This is a genomic window from Deltaproteobacteria bacterium (genome assembly GCA_016208165.1).
GTDB lineage: Bacteria > Desulfobacterota > Desulfarculia > JACQYL01 > JACQYL01 > JACQYL01.
Window position 1 is genome coordinate 38,674 of record JACQYL010000046.1, and the last position, 18,639, is coordinate 57,312.

Annotated in this window: 16 protein-coding genes and 1 pseudogene (1 of these 17 only partly in view); 7 read left to right on the forward strand and 10 right to left on the reverse strand. The window is 54.2% G+C overall.

Annotation, left to right across the window (positions count from 1 at the left end):
* The first annotated feature begins 225 nt into the window (after nt 1-225).
* The 5 genes from HY788_09685 to HY788_09705 all read left to right on the forward strand — a co-directional run bounded on the left by HY788_09685 (nt 226) and on the right by HY788_09705 (nt 8,965).
* Entirely contained in the window at nt 226-2,487 is a 2,262-nt protein-coding gene (locus tag HY788_09685) for a hypothetical protein (protein MBI4774433.1), read from the forward strand.
* Nucleotides 2,484-3,788, forward strand: a complete 1,305-nt coding sequence (locus tag HY788_09690) for a glycosyltransferase (GenBank protein MBI4774434.1) — start codon at nt 2,484-2,486, stop codon at nt 3,786-3,788. Before HY788_09685 ends, HY788_09690 begins: the two co-directional genes overlap by 4 nt.
* 94 nt (nt 3,789-3,882) lie before the next feature.
* Nucleotides 3,883-4,557 carry a hypothetical protein gene (locus tag HY788_09695; GenBank protein MBI4774435.1) on the forward strand — a complete coding sequence of 225 codons (675 nt, stop codon included), beginning with the start codon at nt 3,883-3,885 and terminating at the stop codon, nt 4,555-4,557.
* A 1,106-nt stretch (nt 4,558-5,663) separates the two neighbouring features.
* Nucleotides 5,664-8,120 (forward strand): AAA family ATPase, encoded by a 2,457-nt coding sequence (locus tag HY788_09700; GenBank protein ID MBI4774436.1) that lies wholly within the window; start codon nt 5,664-5,666, stop codon nt 8,118-8,120.
* Nucleotides 8,117-8,965, forward strand: a complete 849-nt coding sequence (locus HY788_09705; protein MBI4774437.1) for a universal stress protein — start codon at nt 8,117-8,119, stop codon at nt 8,963-8,965. Before HY788_09700 ends, HY788_09705 begins: the two co-directional genes overlap by 4 nt.
* A 6-nt stretch (nt 8,966-8,971) precedes the next feature.
* On the opposite strand, the gene HY788_09710 is transcribed toward HY788_09705, so the two are convergent.
* The 4 genes from HY788_09710 to HY788_09725 all read right to left on the reverse strand — a co-directional run bounded on the left by HY788_09710 (nt 8,972) and on the right by HY788_09725 (nt 11,471).
* Nucleotides 8,972-10,024, reverse strand: coding sequence for a DUF1207 domain-containing protein (locus HY788_09710; protein ID MBI4774438.1), 1,053 nt, complete (start codon nt 10,022-10,024; stop codon nt 8,972-8,974).
* 290 nt (nt 10,025-10,314) lie between these two features.
* Nucleotides 10,315-10,932: a DUF72 domain-containing protein gene (locus tag HY788_09715; GenBank protein ID MBI4774439.1), complete on the reverse strand. Its 618-nt coding sequence runs from the start codon at nt 10,930-10,932 to the stop codon at nt 10,315-10,317.
* A 118-nt stretch (nt 10,933-11,050) separates the two neighbouring features.
* On the reverse strand, nt 11,051-11,308 hold the full coding sequence (locus HY788_09720; protein MBI4774440.1) for a cation transporting ATPase C-terminal domain-containing protein: 258 nt from the start codon (nt 11,306-11,308) through the stop codon (nt 11,051-11,053).
* Nucleotides 11,268-11,471, reverse strand: a complete 204-nt coding sequence (locus HY788_09725) for a hypothetical protein (GenBank protein MBI4774441.1) — start codon at nt 11,469-11,471, stop codon at nt 11,268-11,270. The genes HY788_09720 and HY788_09725 overlap by 41 nt, the downstream gene beginning before the upstream one ends.
* A 785-nt stretch (nt 11,472-12,256) precedes the next feature.
* On the opposite strand from HY788_09725, the gene HY788_09730 reads away from it, so the two are divergent.
* On the forward strand, nt 12,257-13,078 hold the full coding sequence (locus HY788_09730) for a TraR/DksA C4-type zinc finger protein (protein MBI4774442.1): 822 nt from the start codon (nt 12,257-12,259) through the stop codon (nt 13,076-13,078).
* Nucleotides 13,079-13,450: 372 nt separating this feature from the next.
* The gene (locus tag HY788_09735; GenBank protein ID MBI4774443.1) at nt 13,451-13,765 is read left to right on the forward strand and encodes a thiamine-binding protein; all 315 of its coding nucleotides are present in this window, start codon (nt 13,451-13,453) and stop codon (nt 13,763-13,765) included.
* Between the two features lie 165 nt (nt 13,766-13,930).
* Here the strand turns inward: HY788_09735 and HY788_09740 are convergent, their stop codons facing one another.
* The 6 genes and pseudogenes from HY788_09740 to glgB form a co-directional block, all read right to left on the reverse strand.
* The gene (locus HY788_09740; GenBank protein ID MBI4774444.1) at nt 13,931-14,272 is read right to left on the reverse strand and encodes a hypothetical protein; all 342 of its coding nucleotides are present in this window, start codon (nt 14,270-14,272) and stop codon (nt 13,931-13,933) included.
* 177 nt (nt 14,273-14,449) lie between these two features.
* A complete protein-coding gene (locus HY788_09745; protein MBI4774445.1) occupies nt 14,450-15,490 on the reverse strand; it encodes a hypothetical protein in 1,041 nt (346 codons plus the stop codon).
* A 79-nt stretch (nt 15,491-15,569) separates the two neighbouring features.
* Nucleotides 15,570-16,190 carry an HPF/RaiA family ribosome-associated protein gene (locus HY788_09750; GenBank protein MBI4774446.1) on the reverse strand — a complete coding sequence of 207 codons (621 nt, stop codon included), beginning with the start codon at nt 16,188-16,190 and terminating at the stop codon, nt 15,570-15,572.
* A gap of 236 nt (nt 16,191-16,426) precedes the next feature.
* Entirely contained in the window at nt 16,427-17,077 is a 651-nt protein-coding gene (locus HY788_09755; protein MBI4774447.1) for a trehalose-6-phosphate synthase, read from the reverse strand.
* A 268-nt stretch (nt 17,078-17,345) separates the two neighbouring features.
* Complete coding sequence (locus HY788_09760) at nt 17,346-17,735, reverse strand: mechanosensitive ion channel (protein ID MBI4774448.1); 390 nt, start codon at nt 17,733-17,735, stop codon at nt 17,346-17,348.
* Nucleotides 17,732-18,639: pseudogene (gene glgB / locus HY788_09765) on the reverse strand (1,4-alpha-glucan branching protein GlgB) (it continues 1,070 nt past the right edge of the window). Before glgB ends, HY788_09760 begins: the two are co-directional and overlap by 4 nt.

An 18,639-nucleotide genomic window follows, 5' to 3' on the forward strand; every position in this document is an offset into this window, starting at 1 on the left:
CCCCTTTAGTAATACTACTGATCTTGTCGATACTAAGAACGCGTATCGCCTCCCACCGTCGTCCTGACTCCCGCCGGATTGTCGGGCGTACAACCGGGTATTAGGCTTGATCGGCTTTGAGCGGATTCGGTTTCGGGCCCACCGGTTCTGAAGATATCGCCGGTCATCCTAAAGAACCCCCGCCGAACGGTTCTTGAAGCACACGTCGAGTCTGGAGAATGAGTTATGCTTTTGCGATTCTTACCGTGGAGGTTTTTGATCAAGCGTGCCGCCCGCGCCTATGGGGTCATTGACCCGGCGACCGTTTTGGCGCGGGTTCGCCGGTTTTCTCAGCCGTCCGAGGTTCAGGAGCCCATAGAATTGCTGCGGGCCGGAATCGTCTTTCAGGCCCGAGGGCTGATCAACACGCGGGCCATCCAGTATAATCTGGACTGGGTTTGGCCGAATTGGGTCGAGCGGCAGTTCAATCCGTCCGATCTTTCGTTCATTCCTCGAGCGTTTTCGGCTACGCATGTAAACCTGACCCAACGCAACTGGAGCGCGGTGGGGCAGCCCAATTTGCCGCTTTACCCGCTGGTCGACCCACGCGGGCTCTTTACGCCGCTTTACAACGGCTGGTCCATCGATTTTTGGATCATACCCTCCTGCGGGGAAGATGTCCTATTACCCTCTAAAGAGAAAACGGTTCTGCAAAGATATGAATTCGAAAACAACCTTTCCGTGTTAACCAGATCGGAACGGCCAGGCCTTAATTTGGAAACCTCGGCGTACCTCAGCGTGGAAAATGGAGGGCCCGAAGCCTGCGTGCATATTAAAGGCCTGGCGGATCGAAAGGGCTGGCTCTGCGTATCGTTGAGACCGTACAACCCGGAAGGAATCCAGTTTATAGAGAAGATAGCGTACGATCCCGCCGGGCCCTGTTTCTGGGTCGATGCCCGCACACCGGTTTACTTCGACCGGCCCCCCGACCGCCTGGCTTTTTCCAACTATGAAGAAGGCGACGTATTTAACAGACTGGAAGAAACTGATCACGAGAACAAAATTACTTGTCATGTGGGGCTGGCCACCAGTGCGGCCCTTTTCGCTCTGGAGCCCGGGCGGGAGAGCCGGGCGGAAATACGGATTCCCCTGGCCAAGGAATTGAAACGGGCATTCCCCCACTTCGATTCGGAGGCCGTCTCTTGGCCGATGGCTTTGAGAGACTCGGCCAGGCTGGACATTCCGGACAAAAGGATACAATACCTGTTCGATTGCGCGGTCCGAACGTTGGTACTGCTCTCTCCACACGACATCTTTCCCGGCCCTTTCGGATACCGGCGTTTCTGGTTCCGCGACGCATGCCTGATGCTAAGCGCCCTGATGACCTTGGGCCTTTTGGAAAGATCGAAACACATTTTGGACAAGTTCCCGGGCCGCCAAAAGAGAAACGGCTTTTTTCTCTCCCAGGAGGGCGAATGGGATTCCAATGGGCAGGTTCTCTGGATCATGGACCGCTTTCAGAGCTTGACGGGACAGGATCTTCCGGAAGAATGGTTAAAATCGGTCATAAAGGGAGCAAACTGGATTATCGGTAAGCGGATGAGGCGCCCGGGTCGGGAACGCCTCGGAGGGTTACTTCCGGCCGGATTCAGCGCAGAACACCTGGGACCCAACGATTATTATTATTGGGACGATTTTTGGGGAACGGCCGGTTTACGCGCGGCCGGTCGTTTGGCCGGACTGGCGGGTCTCGAAAAAGAGCGCCACAGGTTCACGACTGAAGCAGACGATTTTCTAAAGGCCATTTTCAGCAGCATTGAAGCCATTCCCGAGAATAAATCCAAAGGTGCAATCCCGGCGGCGCCTTACCGTCGGATGGATTCGGGAGCCGTAGGTTCGATGGTGGCGGACTGGCCGTTGAAACTGACTGCGCCCAATGACCAAAGGGTAGCCCGGACGCTCGCCTTTCTCATGGAACACTGTTTTCATCGACGCGGCTTCTTCCAGGACATGATTCACTCGGGGATCAATATCTATCTCACGTTGGGCCTGGCCCAGACTCTGCTCCGTTTCGGCGATGATCGCTACCGGACCCTGATAGAGGCCTCGGCCGGCTTGGCTTCGCCGACCGGCCAATGGCCCGAAGCGATCCACCCCTTTTCCGGCGGAGGCTGCATGGGAGACGGACAGCATGGCTGGGCAGCCGCCGAATGGGTATGGATGATCCGGAATATGTTTGTTCGGGAGGAAGGCGGCCTTTTGATCATCGGCTCGGGTATATTCCCCCAGTGGATCGAACCGGGCGTACCGCTCTCTTTCGGGCCGACACCCACTCCATACGGGCCGATTGCCGTTTTCCTGACACCTGAAGGGCAAGAACTGGAAGTGCGCATCGAAGCAAAGTGGCGAGAAAGACCTCCCACAATGGAAGCCTTGGTACGGGGTTATGAACATAGGCTCCTGCCGGAGCATGGCGACAGGATAACCCTGCGGAGGATTGCCCAATGAGAATCTGCATGTTCACCAACACGTACCTTCCTCACGTAGGGGGGGTCGCCAATTCCGTGGCCGCCTTTGCCGAGGATTTACGTTACCACGGCCACGGCGTTTTGATCGTGGCGCCCGTGTACGAAAGGGAAGGAGAAAAACCGGATGGCGAAACCGACGTGCTGCGCCTGCCGGCTATTCAGAATTTTAACGGGAGTGATTTTTCCCTTCGGTTGCCCGTACCTTTTGTTATAGAAGGTAAGCTCGACAAATTCCGGCCGCAAATCATCCACAGCCATCACCCCTATCTGTTGGGCGATACCGCCCTGCGCACGGCTCGGCGGAGAAGGCTTCCTCTGGTCTTCACGCATCACACCTTGTACGAAAATTACACCCACTATGTGCCCTTGGAGTCCAAAGGCATGCGTCGTTTTGTCGTTCGTCTCTCCACGGAATACGCCAACTTGTGCACCAGGGTCATTGCCCCCAGCAAAAGTATTCTCGATCTTCTGGTCAAAAGAGGAGTGACCCGTCCCATAGTGGAGATTCCGACCGGCGTGGATACGAACTTCTTCTCAGCCGGACAGAGAGAGCGGGCCCGCCGCAAACTGGGCCTGTCGGAAGGAAATATTGTATTGGGGCACTTGGGCCGCCTGGCTCCGGAAAAGAACCTCGAGTATTTGGCCGCGGCCGCGGCCGACTATGTGAAAAAGGATGAACACGCTTGGTTTCTCGCAGTGGGCTCAGGTCCCAGCGAAGATGAAATCAAGAGAGCTTTCGCCAGGCGAAGCATTCGGAAAAGGCTGATCATGGCCGGTCAAAAAGCCGGGTCCGAACTGGCCGACCTATACGCGGCCATGGATCTCTTCCTTTTCGCTTCACGCACTGAAACTCAAGGCATGGTTCTGACCGAGGCCATGGCCTCGGGAAAGCCGGTTATCGCCCTAGACGCCTCCGGGGTGAGGGAAGTAGTCCGGGATCGGTACAACGGACGGTTACTGGACGCCGAAGCTCCGGTCGACGATTTTTCAGCGGCCATAGCCGAAACGATAAGAGACAAAGACCTGATGAAGCGGTACGGCCTGGCTGCTCGCAAGACCGCGAATGAGTTTTCCAGAGAGGTGTGCTCAAAGAAACTCGAGGATCTGTATCAGTCGCTTGAAGCGGAACACGCCCGAAGCAGGCGGCGTGAGGCTACGGACCATCAGGCTTTAACCTCCATCGTGGAAAGGCTCAAAGTCGAATGGGAGCTGGCCGTAGGCATGACCTCCGCCGTGGTGGAGGCTTTTGCTTCCGACGATGAGGATATCGGCGTGGAATAGATCCCGGAGAAGCCCGTGAGACCGACGAAGCAACTATTTCAGCGCCGAACATATGACAAGGGTCTCGCACCAAAGGAAGATCAAGAGGTCCCAAGTGCTTAGAGCTTTTTGTTTTTTGGCTGCCGGCCTCGCTTTGGCCGCCGCTGTCCTGCTTCTCGTTTACCTTGCGGACCAATACGATTGGGCCGCCGCTGCAGGCCGCCTGATCAACGATAACACGCCCCTGGCGCCGTTTCTCATCCTGATGGCCGTCTTGCCGATTCTAGGGTTTCCCATCAGCGTTTTCCTGGTGGTTTCAGGGATTAAATTCGGTCTTTTGGGAGGGATATTGGTCTCAACGCTTTTTTACCCGCTTCACTTGGTCCTGTCCTACTACCTGGCCAATTCGGTTGTCCGTCAACGCCTGAGTAAAATGCTTGCCCGATGGGGTTATGACACGCCTCGAATCCCCGGCCAACAGCTCATTCTATACGGAAGCATCTTTGCGGCGATTCCCGTGATTCCCTACACCCCAAAAAATTACCTGCTGGCCCTGGCCGGTTTGCCTTTCAAACCCTATGTTCTCATTTGCTGGCCCATACACACCGCCCTGGGACTGCCTTTCATCTTTTTGGGCCAGTCCGCCGTCAGCCTCGATTTTCGCGTAGCTTTAGCGGCCGTGGTCCTGCTGACAGGGGCCTACGTTATTGCCGTATGGTTAAGAAGAAGATATGCCTTCTCGGCGGAAGAAGACTCGGAAGTGAGAAAGACAGAGGCAAAAACGAGGTAAGCCCGCGGCCGGGCGGTCGTACTCAGATGCTATCCACGTTTTGTTGATGACTCTTCCACTTTCGTTTGTGGGTCTGTTCTAACTTTTGAACGGACTTGCCGTGATCGGGACGAGGTTTGAGATCAATCCTGCGAATCTGAAGAGGTTTACTGCAATGGGACGGGCCTGCCCGCTCCCTCCGCTCCGGCGATTTCAAACAACCCGGGGCCGGGGGCTTACGCAGTTCCGCATCGGAAAGAAATCGATCCTATTGAACCACACATAGGTCAAGTTCTGTATTGATCGATCCAAAGGACTGTATTTTTGGCTGTGGCGCGATCCGGGGATAATTGGTCACAGCCCCGGCGCGGGCGTTTCGACCGGCGATTCCACGACCCGGTTCCAAGCCGGAGGTCTGGAGCAGGGCATCGACGATCGAGACCGCCGCACCGCTCCGACCTCCGCCGGGTCCGCCCGGCCGATTCCTGTGGCAGCGTTCTCTTCAATGATCCTGTCATTAACCCCCTATATGGGAACTAAGGCGCTTTTCTCGTAACCCTTACAGCGCCATTGATCTACCCGGCTGAATCTTCGTCTTGGGCGCCTCCCCATTGGTTATTACGGTTACTTGTCGAAACAATTATTCTATAATGACATGGACTACAAAATCCACGTCAGCTTATCGGCGTCCGTAGAACTCGTCGGAGAAATGGAAGTCGTCGATCTTCCCGTATTTCGGGCGCAAAAGGACTATAAAGTAAATGGCTTTATTTCTCTTCCTCCGGCGCTTCACGAATCCTGCCTTTCCTTGCTTGCGCCATGGAGGGCAAAAGAAGTCTCGACAGCACTTTTGCACAATCTACCATCCATTTCAGAGAACAATACATGATTCAAGGCATATTCCTTTGACTCGTACGAAATTAGTGTAATGCCAATGAGTCAGACTCTTTTCGCAGGAGACCGAGCGCGGCTGTCTTCCGCAAACATAAAAAAATCGATTCTCCGCGGATCGACCGCAACCGCGAAACGATATTCTAAGGGGACGAGAAGGGCGATCTTATATGGATCCGGCGTCCCTTCCGCCGCCACCCCTATGTAAGACATGATCAAACCAGGAGGTAGAATAGATGCAAGTCAAGGACGTCGCTGAGCTCAAACCGGAAAGCCTTTATCGTCGATGCAATCCCGAGGTGTTTCCTTTCGAGACGACAAAAGACCTGGAAGACCTCACTGAATTCATCGGTCAGCCTCGAGCCTTGGAGGCCTTGCGCTTCGGCGTGGGGATCGAAAGTGAGGGATTCAATGTATTCGCCTTGGGAAATCCGGGAACAGGAAAACATACCTTTGTCCGACAGTTTCTTGAGAGTCGGGCCGAGACTGAACAGGTACCCCCGGACATTTGCTATGTGAACAACTTCGAAGAGCCTCACAGGCCCAAAATCTTGCGATTGAAGGCCGGCGGAGGCAAAGAGCTTTTTCAGGATATGGAAAAACTGGTCGAAGAATTGCGTAACGCCCTTCGGGCTGCTTTTGAGAACGAAGAATACCAGAATCGACAAAGGACCGTCGCTCAGGAGATTCAAGAACAGCAACAGCACGCTTTTGAGGACCTGCAGAAGAAGGCGGATGAAAAAAGCCTCAGCGTCCTCCGGACCCCGGCCGGCCTTGCCTTTGCTCCGGTTCGCGACGGTGAAGTCGTGCCTCCCGACGAATTCAAGAAACTTCCGGAAGAAGAACAAGAGCGTATAAAGCATGATGCTGAGGAGCTTCAGCAAGAATCCCAAAAGATCTTCCAGAAGATTCCCGTGTGGGAACGCGAGATGCGGGAAAAGTTGAAGGACCTGAATCGTGAAGTCACCAGCTTTACCGTGGTCCCGTTGATCAACGAATTGCGCAAAAAATACGAGGATGCGCCGGATGTGGCAACCTACCTGAACGTGGTGGAAAAAGACACCATTGACAACGCCCAGGCCCTGCTTCAGTCCCAGGGCGCTCAGGAACCGGGCCAGCGGCTTCTTCCCTCCGGAGTCGGCCCTCAGGCCGCAGGAGGACCGGCCTCGGAATCTCCACAACTTCGCCAGTACAGGGTAAACGTGCTCGTAGACCACAGCGAGTCCAAAGGGGCGCCGGTCGTCTATGAGGACAATCCGAATCTTCAAAACCTGGTGGGACGGGTCGAACATCTCGCCAGCATGGGGATGTTGCTGACGGATTTCAACATGATACGTTCAGGAGCGCTCCATCGGGCCAATGGCGGCTATCTGGTCATGGATGCGTTGAAGCTTTTGCTGCAGCCCTTTGCCTGGGACGCCTTGAAACGGTTGCTGAAGTCCAGGGAAATAAAGATCGAGTCTTTGAGCCAAATGTATGGGTTTATCAGCACGGTTTCATTGGAACCGGAGCCCGTGCCCCTTGACGTAAAGGTGACTTTGCTGGGCTCACCGATGATTTACTACTTGCTCCGTTACCACGACCCGGAATTTGGTCAACTCTTTAAGGTGGCCGCGGATTTTGATATGGAGGTGGACCGCACCGAACAAAACGTTGGCCTCTACGGCCGGTTGATCGGCACGGTGGCTCGAAAGGAAGGCCTGCGCCACTTCGATCGGGATGCCGTGGCGCGTATTGTGGAGCGCGGTGCGCGCATTGCGGGGGATGGAGAGAAGTTGTCCGTCCACATGCAGGCGATTACGGATCTGCTGCGGGAGTCCAATTACTGGGCCGGCCAAAACGGCAACGGCATCGTCGGGGCCTCGGACGTCCAACGCGCAATCGATGCCTGGATTTATCGTTCCGACCGGATCCGGGAACGCATGCAGGAACAGATCCAACGGGGGATTATCTTGATCGATACTGAAGGCCGAAAGGTGGGACAGGTCAACGGCCTTTCCGTCATCCAGCTTGGAGAGTTCGCCTTCGGCCGTCCCAGCCGGATTACGGCGCGCGTGAGAATGGGCAAAGGTGAAGTGGTGGACATCGAACGGGAGGTGGAAATGGGGGGGCCCATCCACTCGAAGGGCGTGTTGATTTTGGCCGGCTTTCTGGGAGAACGCTATGCCACGGATCAACCCTTGTCCCTTTCCGCCAGCCTGGTGTTCGAGCAATCTTATAGCGGCGTAGAAGGGGACAGCGCCTCCTCCGCCGAGCTGTATTCCCTGCTTTCCGCCATAGCCAAGGCGCCCATCGATCAGTCACTGGCTGTAACGGGTTCGGTAAACCAGCACGGTCAGATCCAACCCATAGGCGGGGTCAATGAAAAGATCGAGGGGTTCTTTGACACCTGTAAACAGAAAGGACTGAACGGCGATCAAGGGGTGCTCATTCCCGCTTCCAACGTGAGACACCTGATGTTGAGACAGGACGTGATCGATGCCGCCAAGGAAGGACGTTTCCATATCTATGCCGTTGAAAGCATTGATCAGGGGATTGAAATTCTGACCGGTGTGCCGGCCGGAGAGCCGGACGCGGAAGGAAACTACCCTCCGGACAGTATTAATGGAAAGGTCTGTGCGCGGCTGAAGGAATTCGCCGAAAAGCAAAAGAAATTCAGCCAATCGCCGGAGGGCGAAAGGAGGGCCACATGAGCGGGATGGAAGGCAAACTGTCCGTTCAGCGAATCGTGGTGGCCTTGGATGCCTCTCCCCGGAGTCTGGAGGTGATCGAGACGGCGACCAGCCTTGCGGCTCGACTGAGTTCGGAGATCATGGGGCTGTTTGTCGAGGACATCAACCTGCTGAGGGTAGCCGACCTGCCGTTCACCCAAGAAGTCAGCACCTTCTCATCCGGTCGGCGTTCACTGGACCGGCCGGAACTCGAACGCCAGTTTCGCGCCCAGGCCGGCTGGATGCGTCAAGCCCTGGAACGAGCCGCGGAAAGCAAGCATCTCCCCTGGAAATTCAGGGTTGTCCGGGGTTCGGTTGCCGGAGAGCTGCTTGCGGCCGGGGCTGAAGCCGAACTGCTCATTTTGGGCAAGATCGGCAGATCCTTGATGCAAAAGCGTCGCATCGGCTCGACGGTGCGAATGCTGATACTCGAGAGATCCGGTCTCACTCTGGTGCTCCAGGAAGGTAGAGAGTTGGCCACCCCTGTCGTGGTTATATACGACGGTTCTCCCGGTTCCCAAAAAGCATTGGCTGTGGCCGGCGGACTCGTGGAAACCAACCAGACAAGCCTATTGGTGATCGCATTGGCCGATGATGAATCCTCCGCCCCGAAGCTCAGAGGCGACTTGGCGGAGAAGCTGAGGGATCTGGGGCTGATAGCGGACATTCGACTACTCATCAACCCGAGTCTCGAGGGCCTCGCCGAGGTGGTGCGGATGCAAAGCGCCGGTCCCGTCGTCATTCCCTGTGGTCCGCGGTTGCTGCAAAACGAGGCTTTGTGCTCGCTGGTGAACGAGATCCCCAATCCGGTGCTGATCTTACGTTAAGCTATCTTAAAAGAACAGATGGACGCCGATGCCGAGAAATTCAATGCTGTGTTCATAAAATTGTCCATTAGGGGATTTACCGTTGTAATACTCGAGCAGCAGAAGAACCTTTCGACTCAGAAAATTGGGGTTCTCAAGCTGAATTCCAGTACGTACTGAGATGTCCGTGATCCAGTTAGTCTCCTGACGATTTTGTACATCTACACTCGCTACGGGCCGCAACGCGCCCTCAAGCCATGTCGCGGGACTGCGAAATTCCAGTCCGGCTTGCGTAGACCATGGATCCAGATCCGAGGGGGACTTACGTATGAGATAGCCCCCTCCGGCGTAGATGCGAAAACCGGCGGGCAGGTGATAGGAAAGAAGGTTGTCGACGCCTTCATAGCTTAAGTTAATGCGTTCATCCGTCTCACCGCGCAAAAGAAATTCATCCCCCAAGTGGGAGCTTTGGTGGAAGATTCGGAACATATTGGTGAAGTCGCCTTTTTTCAGGGTGATTGGAATTCCGAACAGATAATCGGCATTGATCAGGTCGAATGACTGGGCGCTCATATCAAAAATGGAAAATACACCGGCGTGGACCCCAAGCTCCATGGTCGAATCCCAGGGACCTTGAAATCTGTAGATGCCGATCGACTCCCCAAAGCCGGCGGCGGCAACGTTTCTCAGCAGATCATTGCCCAGGTAATGTTGGTAGGAGATCGAAAAATGCGGCCAACGCGGGTCCGCCAGCAGGGCCTGGAAGAGCGGCTGGCTGGGTAAGAACAGCGGCAGTTGTTCTTCTGATTGTCGGACAACGGCTTCAGTTCTATCAGCGACAAATTCAACTCTTGTGACGCCTTCAACACTTAGAAGGATCTTCTGTATTTCCGATTTCTCCGTTTCACCTAAGCTGCCGCCTTCCATATAAATTACCCCGTCGTACACCCGAATGGTTTTAACACCTGACGGGAAGTGTTCGGCAATGATTGCGGTTGCATAACCGCGGATAAATTCGTCACTGGGTTGAGCCGCCTGAACCGCCGAAATTGAGGCCCAGCAGCATAACAGCAGGATCAACGGCCCGACCTGCTTCCTTAACGTATACATTAAGACCCTATCCATAGTGACCCCTTGAATAGAACGGATTTCTTGAATCTTTGCAGCAGACTTCAAGAAAAGAAATGGGGTAAACGCTGTATATTCATGCTATGGAGGGGGGCCTCTGGAATGCATAGAGGAAGTCGGATATGGTGTGGTCGGGATCGACATAGGTCAGGAGATTTTGAAACACGATCAGCAGTGGGACCGGGTAGCGCAGGGCGGGGCAGCGGAAGACGACCAGGCCACGTAGCGTTCTTATCTTCTTTTCAGCTGGTCTCCTCGAGATACTTGACCAGTGATCGGGCTCTCTGCTCCGCTTCCGCGAGCTTGATTCGTTCCTCTCGGCCTTCGGTCACCTCTTTGGGAGAGAGGCGCTCTTCCATATGATAGATACAAAAGGCCGCTCCATGTTTCGCCAGTGTTTCATAAACGGCATCGGCGAACCAGCTCGGATCACGGAATTCAAAGGCGTACCGGAAATCACTCGAGAGAAATTGCAGAAATGGATCGAGTCTTTCAGGATTCATACGCCAGCGCGGAGGCAATTGAAACAGGACGGGGCCCAATTTCTCTCCTAACACGCCTGCAGCCTCGAGCAGAGGGGGGACCCCTTTGGAGGGATCCTTGAGCTTCTTCATGTGAGTGATGTAGCGGCTTGCTTTCAGAGAAAAAACAAAGTCGGGCGGTACGGTCTCTTTCCATCGTTCAAGGGTTGTTTTCTTAGGAAGCCGGTAGAAAGAGTTGTTGATTTCCACGGTATGGAAACGGCCGGAGTAGTAAGGAAGCATATCTTCAGCGGAAAGGTAGTCCGGATAGAATGGCCCCTTCCAGTGATGGTAGTGCCATCCCGATGTGCCGATATGGATCGTTCCGGAACCTTTCATCGTGTCCAAACCCAACACCGTCGACTCCCGTGCGCAACTTAACCTACGGTCGATTGTACAGGAAAGCGACCACCAATCATAGTGCGAAGGGGCCAAAGAACAACCTGACAACTTCCTGTTACGGGTTCTTGATCGACGCGCCGGGCATGAATTGCTTTATGCCCTGTCCAATCAGCAGGGTGACCAGGCTTATTCCGAAGAGGAGGCCCCATCCATTCGCTCCAATAGAGACCGTATGGAGGGCCGTGGAAACGCCCGGAAGGTAGAGCGCTACGAGAAGCAGTGGAACAGAGAGCCAATGACTCTGGCGGCTTATCCGGTTCCGTTTGCTCTTCCTACTTTTCCAGTTGATCCAGGTGTTCATTGATTCTTGCATTACTCAGGCCGGCCGCCTGCAGCAAAGCTACCATCTGTTTCTTGTTGTTCTTCGTGGGATCGACACGCCCACCCTTGCACGTGTCTTTAATCCCTTCTTTTCTTGCCGTTCTCGCGTTCTCGCACATCGCCATCATTCGCATCAATTCGTTCATGCTTTCCATATTGTGATCCTTCCATCGTTTTCGTATTCACAGGAAGCCGCTGGAGGCGACAGGGTTTCCCCGGGAATACAAGTATCAGACCCGGCCATCCGTTCAGCTTATTTCAGGGCTGTGACATTGTTGTGAGGAACCGTTCGGACTGGTTCTTTTAAGTCTTAAATTTCCCAACTCCAATGCCCTGCTATCTGCATACTATGTGTGCATAGGCTGACGCGTATATGGGGTCTATCTTGTATTTTCAGTGAATCGTCACCCTGAAGTATTGCGTGAACAAGTTGCGGGATTTTGACAAAGAAAGAACGATTTTCCCGGGATCCCTCTCATCTGCGTTTCTTCGCGGATGACCGCTGCGGTTCCAACCTTTTGAATGATCCATGGTTTCCGCGGCGAACCCATGAGCAGACCGGCTAAGGTGATTCAATCTCCCCAAATTGCTTTTTGGGCGGGTGCGGTTATATTTCAGCCGATATCATGCGTATGCTCTTCTATGCTTGGATCTACCGCGATTTGGGAAGGCGTATCCGCCTCTTTGGCTGATACCTTAATTGCTTCTCGTATTCGACGAGGAAAAGGGCCGCAGCATCCCGTTTAATCGTTCCTCTTTTCATCCCGTTCCTAACTTGTCGCCCGGCCGCTGTATGAAAATGTCTTTTGTGTCCGCCTTCTAAATACATGATTCATGGTATTGGCACCATAAGGTGGAGATGAAAGAATGATTCGAAGAACGTTTGTTGCTCGAGATTCTTACGATCTCTTTCGATCAAAAGGAGGTTCGACGAGGCGCCATGAGTCAATCCATGCGAAAGCCTTGTTGGAGAGGAGGAACGATGGTTAAGAAAAGAGATTTTGGGCACTTAAGAGAAGCGCTTGAAAGGAGACGCAACGAGATTTTTGGGCTTCGGGGCAGCATAGACGAGTCGTGGAAAGGACTTCAGGAGGGAGAAGTGGAGTACGAGGAAACCGCGTCAAAGAGCGCCATGTCTCTGAGTCTCGAACAGTTGGACGAACGTGAAACCCGGGAAATCGAAGCCATCGACCTGGCCTTGCGCCGAATCGAGACGGGCGATTACGGAATATGCCTGTCTTGTGGTAAGTCTATTTCTCCGGGCCGTCTGGAGGCCATACCGTGGACGTCTGTCTGTACCCGATGCGCAGCCGAAGGGGAAGGGAAGCCCGCCTTGGTGGTAGCCTTGGAAAAGACCGGAGCGGATCTTCCTCAGGAATACGAGGGAATGTCCGACGATGAATTGACAGCCGTCATCTATGACGAACTGGAGATCGACGGCCGCGTGGAGCGTGAAGATCTTGATATAAAGGTGTGCGACGGTGTCGTCCATCTTAGGGGGGCTCTCCCGAGCGGGACTTCGCACCAAATCCTTCTTGAAATCCTGCAGGACAATATGGGCCTTCAGGAGATCGAAGACCGCCTTCGCATTGAGGAACTCCCGTGGCAAAAAGACGATCGCGAGACGCCGGAACGGAAGAAGACAAAGCTCGAGGAAGCGTTCCAGGGCGAGGACATTGAAGAAGACGTGGTTCATTCGCTTAAGTCCGGAAAACCACTCAGCCCACCGGACGAATTTGTCCCGGAAAAGGAAGAAAGGTAAGGTCCAATCACAGGGATTCTTTCTCAGGTATGATACCGTCTACGGCAGGTACGATAAGATCTTCCAAGAACCAAGGTCCACCGTCGACTACAGTGTGTTTTGAAGAAAAATACCGAATTGAACTCATTGCCCCAACCGGGATTTTTCGAACATAATTTAGTGAGCGAGGCGTAACGTGGGGGGCATGATTTTGTGCGTTCGAATCGGAACAAGGCGCATCCAACGGAAGGAACTCAGATGTGGCTTTCCTGGCCGCGTTACCGGCGCAAAAGGAAGCGACCGTCTGAGCGTGCATAACAGACTGCTCAGTGATTACGCCACCCTTGGATGAAGGGGCTGAGAATAATAGAAGACAACCGGGGGAGGAACACCGTGCTATTCGAACTGAACATCATTTCATCAGGACAAACCAGCCAAAAGAAGGGAGAGATTGCCGAAGCCATGAAGATGCTCGACGGTTCGGGGTTTCACTATCTGTTGACGCCTTCCGGCGCTTGCATCGAGGGGGATTGGGAGGAAGTCATGACTCTCATCGCACAGTGCCATGACCACAGGAGGGAGCCGTCTTCTCATGTAATTACCAAGGTCAAGGTCGAGAACGACAGGGACGGTAGGAACCGACTGACGCTGAACGTACAGTCCGTTGCCGCAGACGGAAAGTTGGAGTACGCTCCCCTTGTTCTCTGAGCCGGCCTTGGGACCGTTCCGAGAAGATGTCGGGCCAGTCTGGATCCCATTTCGGCAGGTTGAATCGAGCGAAAAGCAATCCAACCATTCAAGACAGGTAAGCGGCCCTTTCTCCAATGGGCGTGCTCCGGCGTGCGTACCCCAAAAAAGAGCCGGTAAAACGGGTCAGCACGTAAGGTGAAAGGCCCCTGCCACCTCCTTCCCCTCTGATACCAATTTGTTGAATGTATGCACCGCGTCGGTCGTCGTCTCCGCAATCAGTTCGGTCCCACGTTCTTCGAGGAGAGAGCGAAGAGATTCCTCCACCCGCATGTTACCAGAATAGCCGGTTCCTACCACCAGGATGTCGGGACCGGCTGAAAGAATGTCTCGCACGTCATCCGTGTCAAGACGATGATCCTCGTTGCGCCACCAGTTTCCCAACACACGGCCTTTGACGATTTTGAGATCTTGGCGATGCACCTCACCGTCGATCTTCATTTGACCGAAGCTGTAGCTCTTTATCACAATCTTCTCCGGTTCTTGTCCAAGATGAAATACTCCTCACAACGGAGTTCCCCGAAAACCCGGCCCGATCGGATGGATCAAGCTTAGTTGGAGTAATCGAGTTCTTATAAGTGTTTTCCTTCTTCGAACTCGAATAGAAGTAATCCTGTATTTTGGACAAGTGCACTGACACGCTGATCAGTATCGCAGGATGGCCGCGATCGGCGCATGCTCTTCCGGCATCTTTTCTCTGTTGACTGCATAGACCCGGCCGCCATTCTTTATCGTTTCCACCGCGGCTCGGTCCAGCAGGTCCTCGGCGTCCTGTTCCTCGTCGCTCGTTATCTTTAACTCGTTGTTGTCCCTGTCGTATGTACCGAATACCCGCTCTTTCAGGACGACAAAGAGCGTGTCCACGCGTCCGAAAGCGGCTGCAGGCAGCACACTGCGAACACCCGCGGCAGTGAATCCCCTACCGGCCAGTTCGTGGTAGCGTTGCGCAGCTTCATGCTGAGCTCGCTCCATGACGGGGCGAACGATGTCAAGCGCCTTTTCGTGAAGTTCTTCGGCTCGAAGTTCGTCTGGATTACCTGGAACGGCTTCCGGCAAGACCCACTGGTAGGAAGTGGCTTCCCGGAAAATCGGAAGCAAATAATCGACTCCGGCCAGAACCAGAGGTACTTTCTGGTCGGATAGGATTTCCGAAAGCCCCTCGTCTACGTCCCGGAAGTAACGGAGGATCTCATCCTTCCTGTCGATGCCTTGCGGAACGTCGACCAGGTCGATTTCCATCACGCTATGGCGCGTGCAGGAAAAAAGGCGTATTTCCGCCTGGCTCAGAGCCAGGACATAAAATTTCCCCTCGGCCATGAATAACGGCATCAGCGGCTTCAGGGCAAAGCGGTTTGAAACCGCAAACACTTCGTCGAAAGCCACCGGAAGCCGGTAAAACAAAAACACTTCAGGGGCGATGAAGGCCGCCAGCCCGTGGCTTTGGTGGCGCCAGAAATACTCATTTTCCAGCAGCCGTCGTCCTTCTTCGATCATCTTTTGCAGTTCTTTTTCTTTTGGCGCCCGCTCCTGGATAGTCTTCTCAGCCCGGCGAAGCAGATTCTTGAAACGAATCCGTTCCTCATCCGTTGTGGCGGAGGCCGTGTCGGTGGGCATGTACATGGAAATACACACGTCGGCTTCGATGGCCGCCAGACGCTTCAGGTCTTCCAGAGTGAAATTCTTCATCGATCGCCTCCATTACCGCAGCCCAGCCTCTGTACGGGCGGGCGCCATACGGTCTAATGATTCTCGATTAAGATCGCCCTTAAGGGCTCACCCCCGCCGGCGGCTCGATCTGCGGCTCCTCGACTTTCGAAACCCGGCTGCCGGTCTTGTCCACAACCTGCACCGTGCTGGCCTGAGGCCCCTCGTCTCCCTCCGATGGAAAATATCGGACTCCGGTTCCGATCTCGAGACGTTGAAAATCGTCATGCAGCACGGCATGTTGATGAAAATAAATCTCCCGGCCCTCGGTGGTTCGGATAAATCCGTATCCTTCGTCGCGAAACAGGCGCACGACATACCCAATCAGCTCCTGGTCCGGGGGCGCTTTCACCTTCCCCTGCTGCTTGTCCTTGGTCTTGATGAGCTGTCGGCGCACATCTCCGAAAGCCTCGGTGACGGCGGTCTGCAGGCGTTCACGAATGTCCCCTTCTCCAAGCTCGTGCCTCCCGACAAGCTCTTTTCCCGGGGGAAGCCGTACAACGACCCGGACGCGGTACGGAGCGCCGGAGCGCTGATGCTCCTGGAGCTTTTCCACGGCAACCCGGCAGCTGATAATGCCGGGATGGATCTCGTCGAGTTTGTTGACCTTTTCGAGAATGCGCGCCTCGATCTCGTCGTTCTTTTCCAACCCGCGAAAGGTGATTTCAGGTGGTGTTTCCATTTGAGATTGTCCTTTCAACCGAGATGTTAGAATGGTTTCCCAATGTTCTTAGGCTACTTCTTGGGTCCGCAAATCGACCCGTTCTGCGGGCGGTTCGGCACTCTCAAACCGCCTTTTGAATCAGGGCGTCCCTTAACTATAGGCAACGCTGAAATCGAATGAAATACGGTCGATGCGGTATTTAATACAGGCGAAGGGAGTATGCAGCAGAAATATGGGAGGGCCAGTAAGGGTGCTCATGACGCTTTTTGGCGGTTTAGAATGGCGTCGATGTTTCTCTGGGCCCAGTCATCAACTCTCCGTTCGTTCTCAACGTAGTTGATGACCCTGTGCGAGATGCGCCTTCCTTCCAGTAAGGCCGTCACAGCCTTATCTCCGGCGTCTTTCAACTTCAAAGGGTTTATGTAAACAATTCCGTCTACCTCTCCAAAGCCTTTCTGCTTGAGCACCCTCGACGCACCGCTCGTGCTCAAGACCAGGATACCTCGATCCTTTGGGCGTTTGTACTTTTGTGAGAGCATATATTCAAAGGCCACCAGGTTCATGCCATCTTCAAGGGGCGTGGCGAGCATGACGTCGATCTCCTTCATAAACCGATAATTCTGGGGAGGTAACATCCCCGTGTCGATGCGGGTAATAGGGGAACCAGGCATTTTCGCATTCATTTTCGAGACGGCTTCCTCCAGGACCGTGTTGAGATGCTGATAGTCCGGACTGTCAGACCTGCTCGGCGCCGTGACCTGGTAAAACCTCGCATCCATTCGCGAGTTAGTAAGACTATTATACGCATTGAAGAATATGTTCATTCTTTCGACCAGCCCCTTGGTATAATCGCGCCGCTCGATGCCTCCAAAAATACGGCGCCCAGCTTTTCTGTCCGTGTCGATCCTTTCATAAAGATCGTTATTCCCGAATCGAAAGCTTAACCTCTAACCTTCAGAGACCTCGGAGAGGATTTTGTCCACGTCCAGACCGATCGGAAAGGCTCCGACGGTGGTCACGCTATCCTGATGGAAAATTTCATAAAATCGCCCATATTATTGGAACCTATCCTTAAGCATCTTTGAACAATCTTGAGGGCAACCAGCGGGAGGCGGATCCATGACCAACCGTGTTTTCCGGGATCCGCCGGCCCGGAGGTGGAATGTGTCGGTCTTAGGGAGAACTCCCTTCTTCTTGTTCGCCGTCCCTCCCTCGACTCCCCTGCTCCCTGATTTCCGCCCTCACTCTGGGTAAAGCTTCGGGGATATTTTCCTGTAAGAAATGAATGAGTTTTTCTCTCACCTCGCAGCGCAAATCCCAGGCGCTCGATGAATCCGCAGCACTCGTGAGCGCGCGCAACTCTATGGTTCGCTCCGTCGCATCAGTCACCTGAAGGGCGCAGACCCGACCGTCCCATTGTTTCGAATTTTGGACGATGCGTTGAAGTTCCTCTCTGACCGCCTGAATAGGCGTCGAATAATCAACATGAATAAAGACCGTAGCCAACAGGTCGGCCGATGTCCGTGTCCAGTTCTCGAACGGTCTTTCTATCACGTCCGTCATGAACCCTCGATCGGTGAATCCGTTGATTCACCTCCGTGATTTTGGCATTTCATGAAAACCACTCCGAGCGGAGGAAGCGTCAGGTTCAGGGAAAAGGGAAGGCCATGAAAGGATATGGGAGAGGCCTCGATGCCTCCCAGATTGCCTTGCCCGCTTCCCCCGTAGTCCTTGGCGTCACTGTTTAGGGCTTCGCCCCAGAATCCGCCTTTGGGAGCGCCTACGCGGTAATTGTGGCGGGGAACGGGTGTAAAATTGAAGGCAATAACCAGGACGTCTTCTCCTGAACGGCCCATACGCATCATGCTGAGCGTGCTCTGCTGCGAGTCGTTGCAATCGATCCACTGAAATCCCGAAGGATTGAAATCCAACTCGTGGAGGGCAGGTTCGGTCGTGTAGATGCGGTTCAGATCCTCGACCCATCGCTGAACGCCCCTGTGAAAGGGCTGATCGAGCAAGCTCCAGTCCAAGCCCGTCTCATGATACCATTCGTCCCATACGCCGAACTCGCCGCCCATGAACAGCAGCTTTTTGGCCGGCTGGGCATACATGTATCCGAACAGCAGCCGCAGATTGGCGAACTTCCGCCATTCATCTCCGGGCATTTTCCGCAAAAGGGAGCCTTTGCCGTAGACCACCTCATCATGCGAGAGGGGGAGAACGAAGTTTTCTTGAAAGGCGTAAATCATGCGGAAAGTCAATTTGTTGTGGTGATAGGTTCGGTAAATGGGGTCCTTTGGCATGTATTCCAACGTGTCGTGCATCCAGCCCATGTCCCACTTCATCCCGAAACCGAGGCCGCCCACATAATTGGGCCGCGATACCATGGGCCAGGCTGTGGACTCCTCTGCCATGGTTTGAACATCCGGAAAGCTCTTGTATACCTCTTCGTTAAAGCGCCGTAAGA

Bases quoted from the DNA above. Each gene is read 5' to 3' on its own strand.
- HY788_09685 (MBI4774433.1), top strand. From the start codon at position 226: ATGCTTTTGCGATTCTTACCGTGGAGGTTTTTGATCAAGCGTGCCGCC.
- HY788_09690 (MBI4774434.1), top strand. From the start codon at position 2,484: ATGAGAATCTGCATGTTCACCAACACGTACCTTCCTCACGTAGGGGGG.
- HY788_09700 (MBI4774436.1), top strand. From the start codon at position 5,664: ATGCAAGTCAAGGACGTCGCTGAGCTCAAACCGGAAAGCCTTTATCGT.
- HY788_09705 (MBI4774437.1), top strand. From the start codon at position 8,117: ATGAGCGGGATGGAAGGCAAACTGTCCGTTCAGCGAATCGTGGTGGCC.
- HY788_09715 (MBI4774439.1), bottom strand. From the start codon at position 10,932: ATGAAAGGTTCCGGAACGATCCATATCGGCACATCGGGATGGCACTAC.
- HY788_09720 (MBI4774440.1), bottom strand. From the start codon at position 11,308: ATGCAAGAATCAATGAACACCTGGATCAACTGGAAAAGTAGGAAGAGC.
- HY788_09725 (MBI4774441.1), bottom strand. From the start codon at position 11,471: ATGGAAAGCATGAACGAATTGATGCGAATGATGGCGATGTGCGAGAAC.
- HY788_09730 (MBI4774442.1), top strand. From the start codon at position 12,257: ATGAGTCAATCCATGCGAAAGCCTTGTTGGAGAGGAGGAACGATGGTT.
- HY788_09745 (MBI4774445.1), bottom strand. From the start codon at position 15,490: ATGAAGAATTTCACTCTGGAAGACCTGAAGCGTCTGGCGGCCATCGAA.
- HY788_09750 (MBI4774446.1), bottom strand. From the start codon at position 16,190: ATGGAAACACCACCTGAAATCACCTTTCGCGGGTTGGAAAAGAACGAC.
- HY788_09760 (MBI4774448.1), bottom strand. From the start codon at position 17,735: ATGACGGACGTGATAGAAAGACCGTTCGAGAACTGGACACGGACATCG.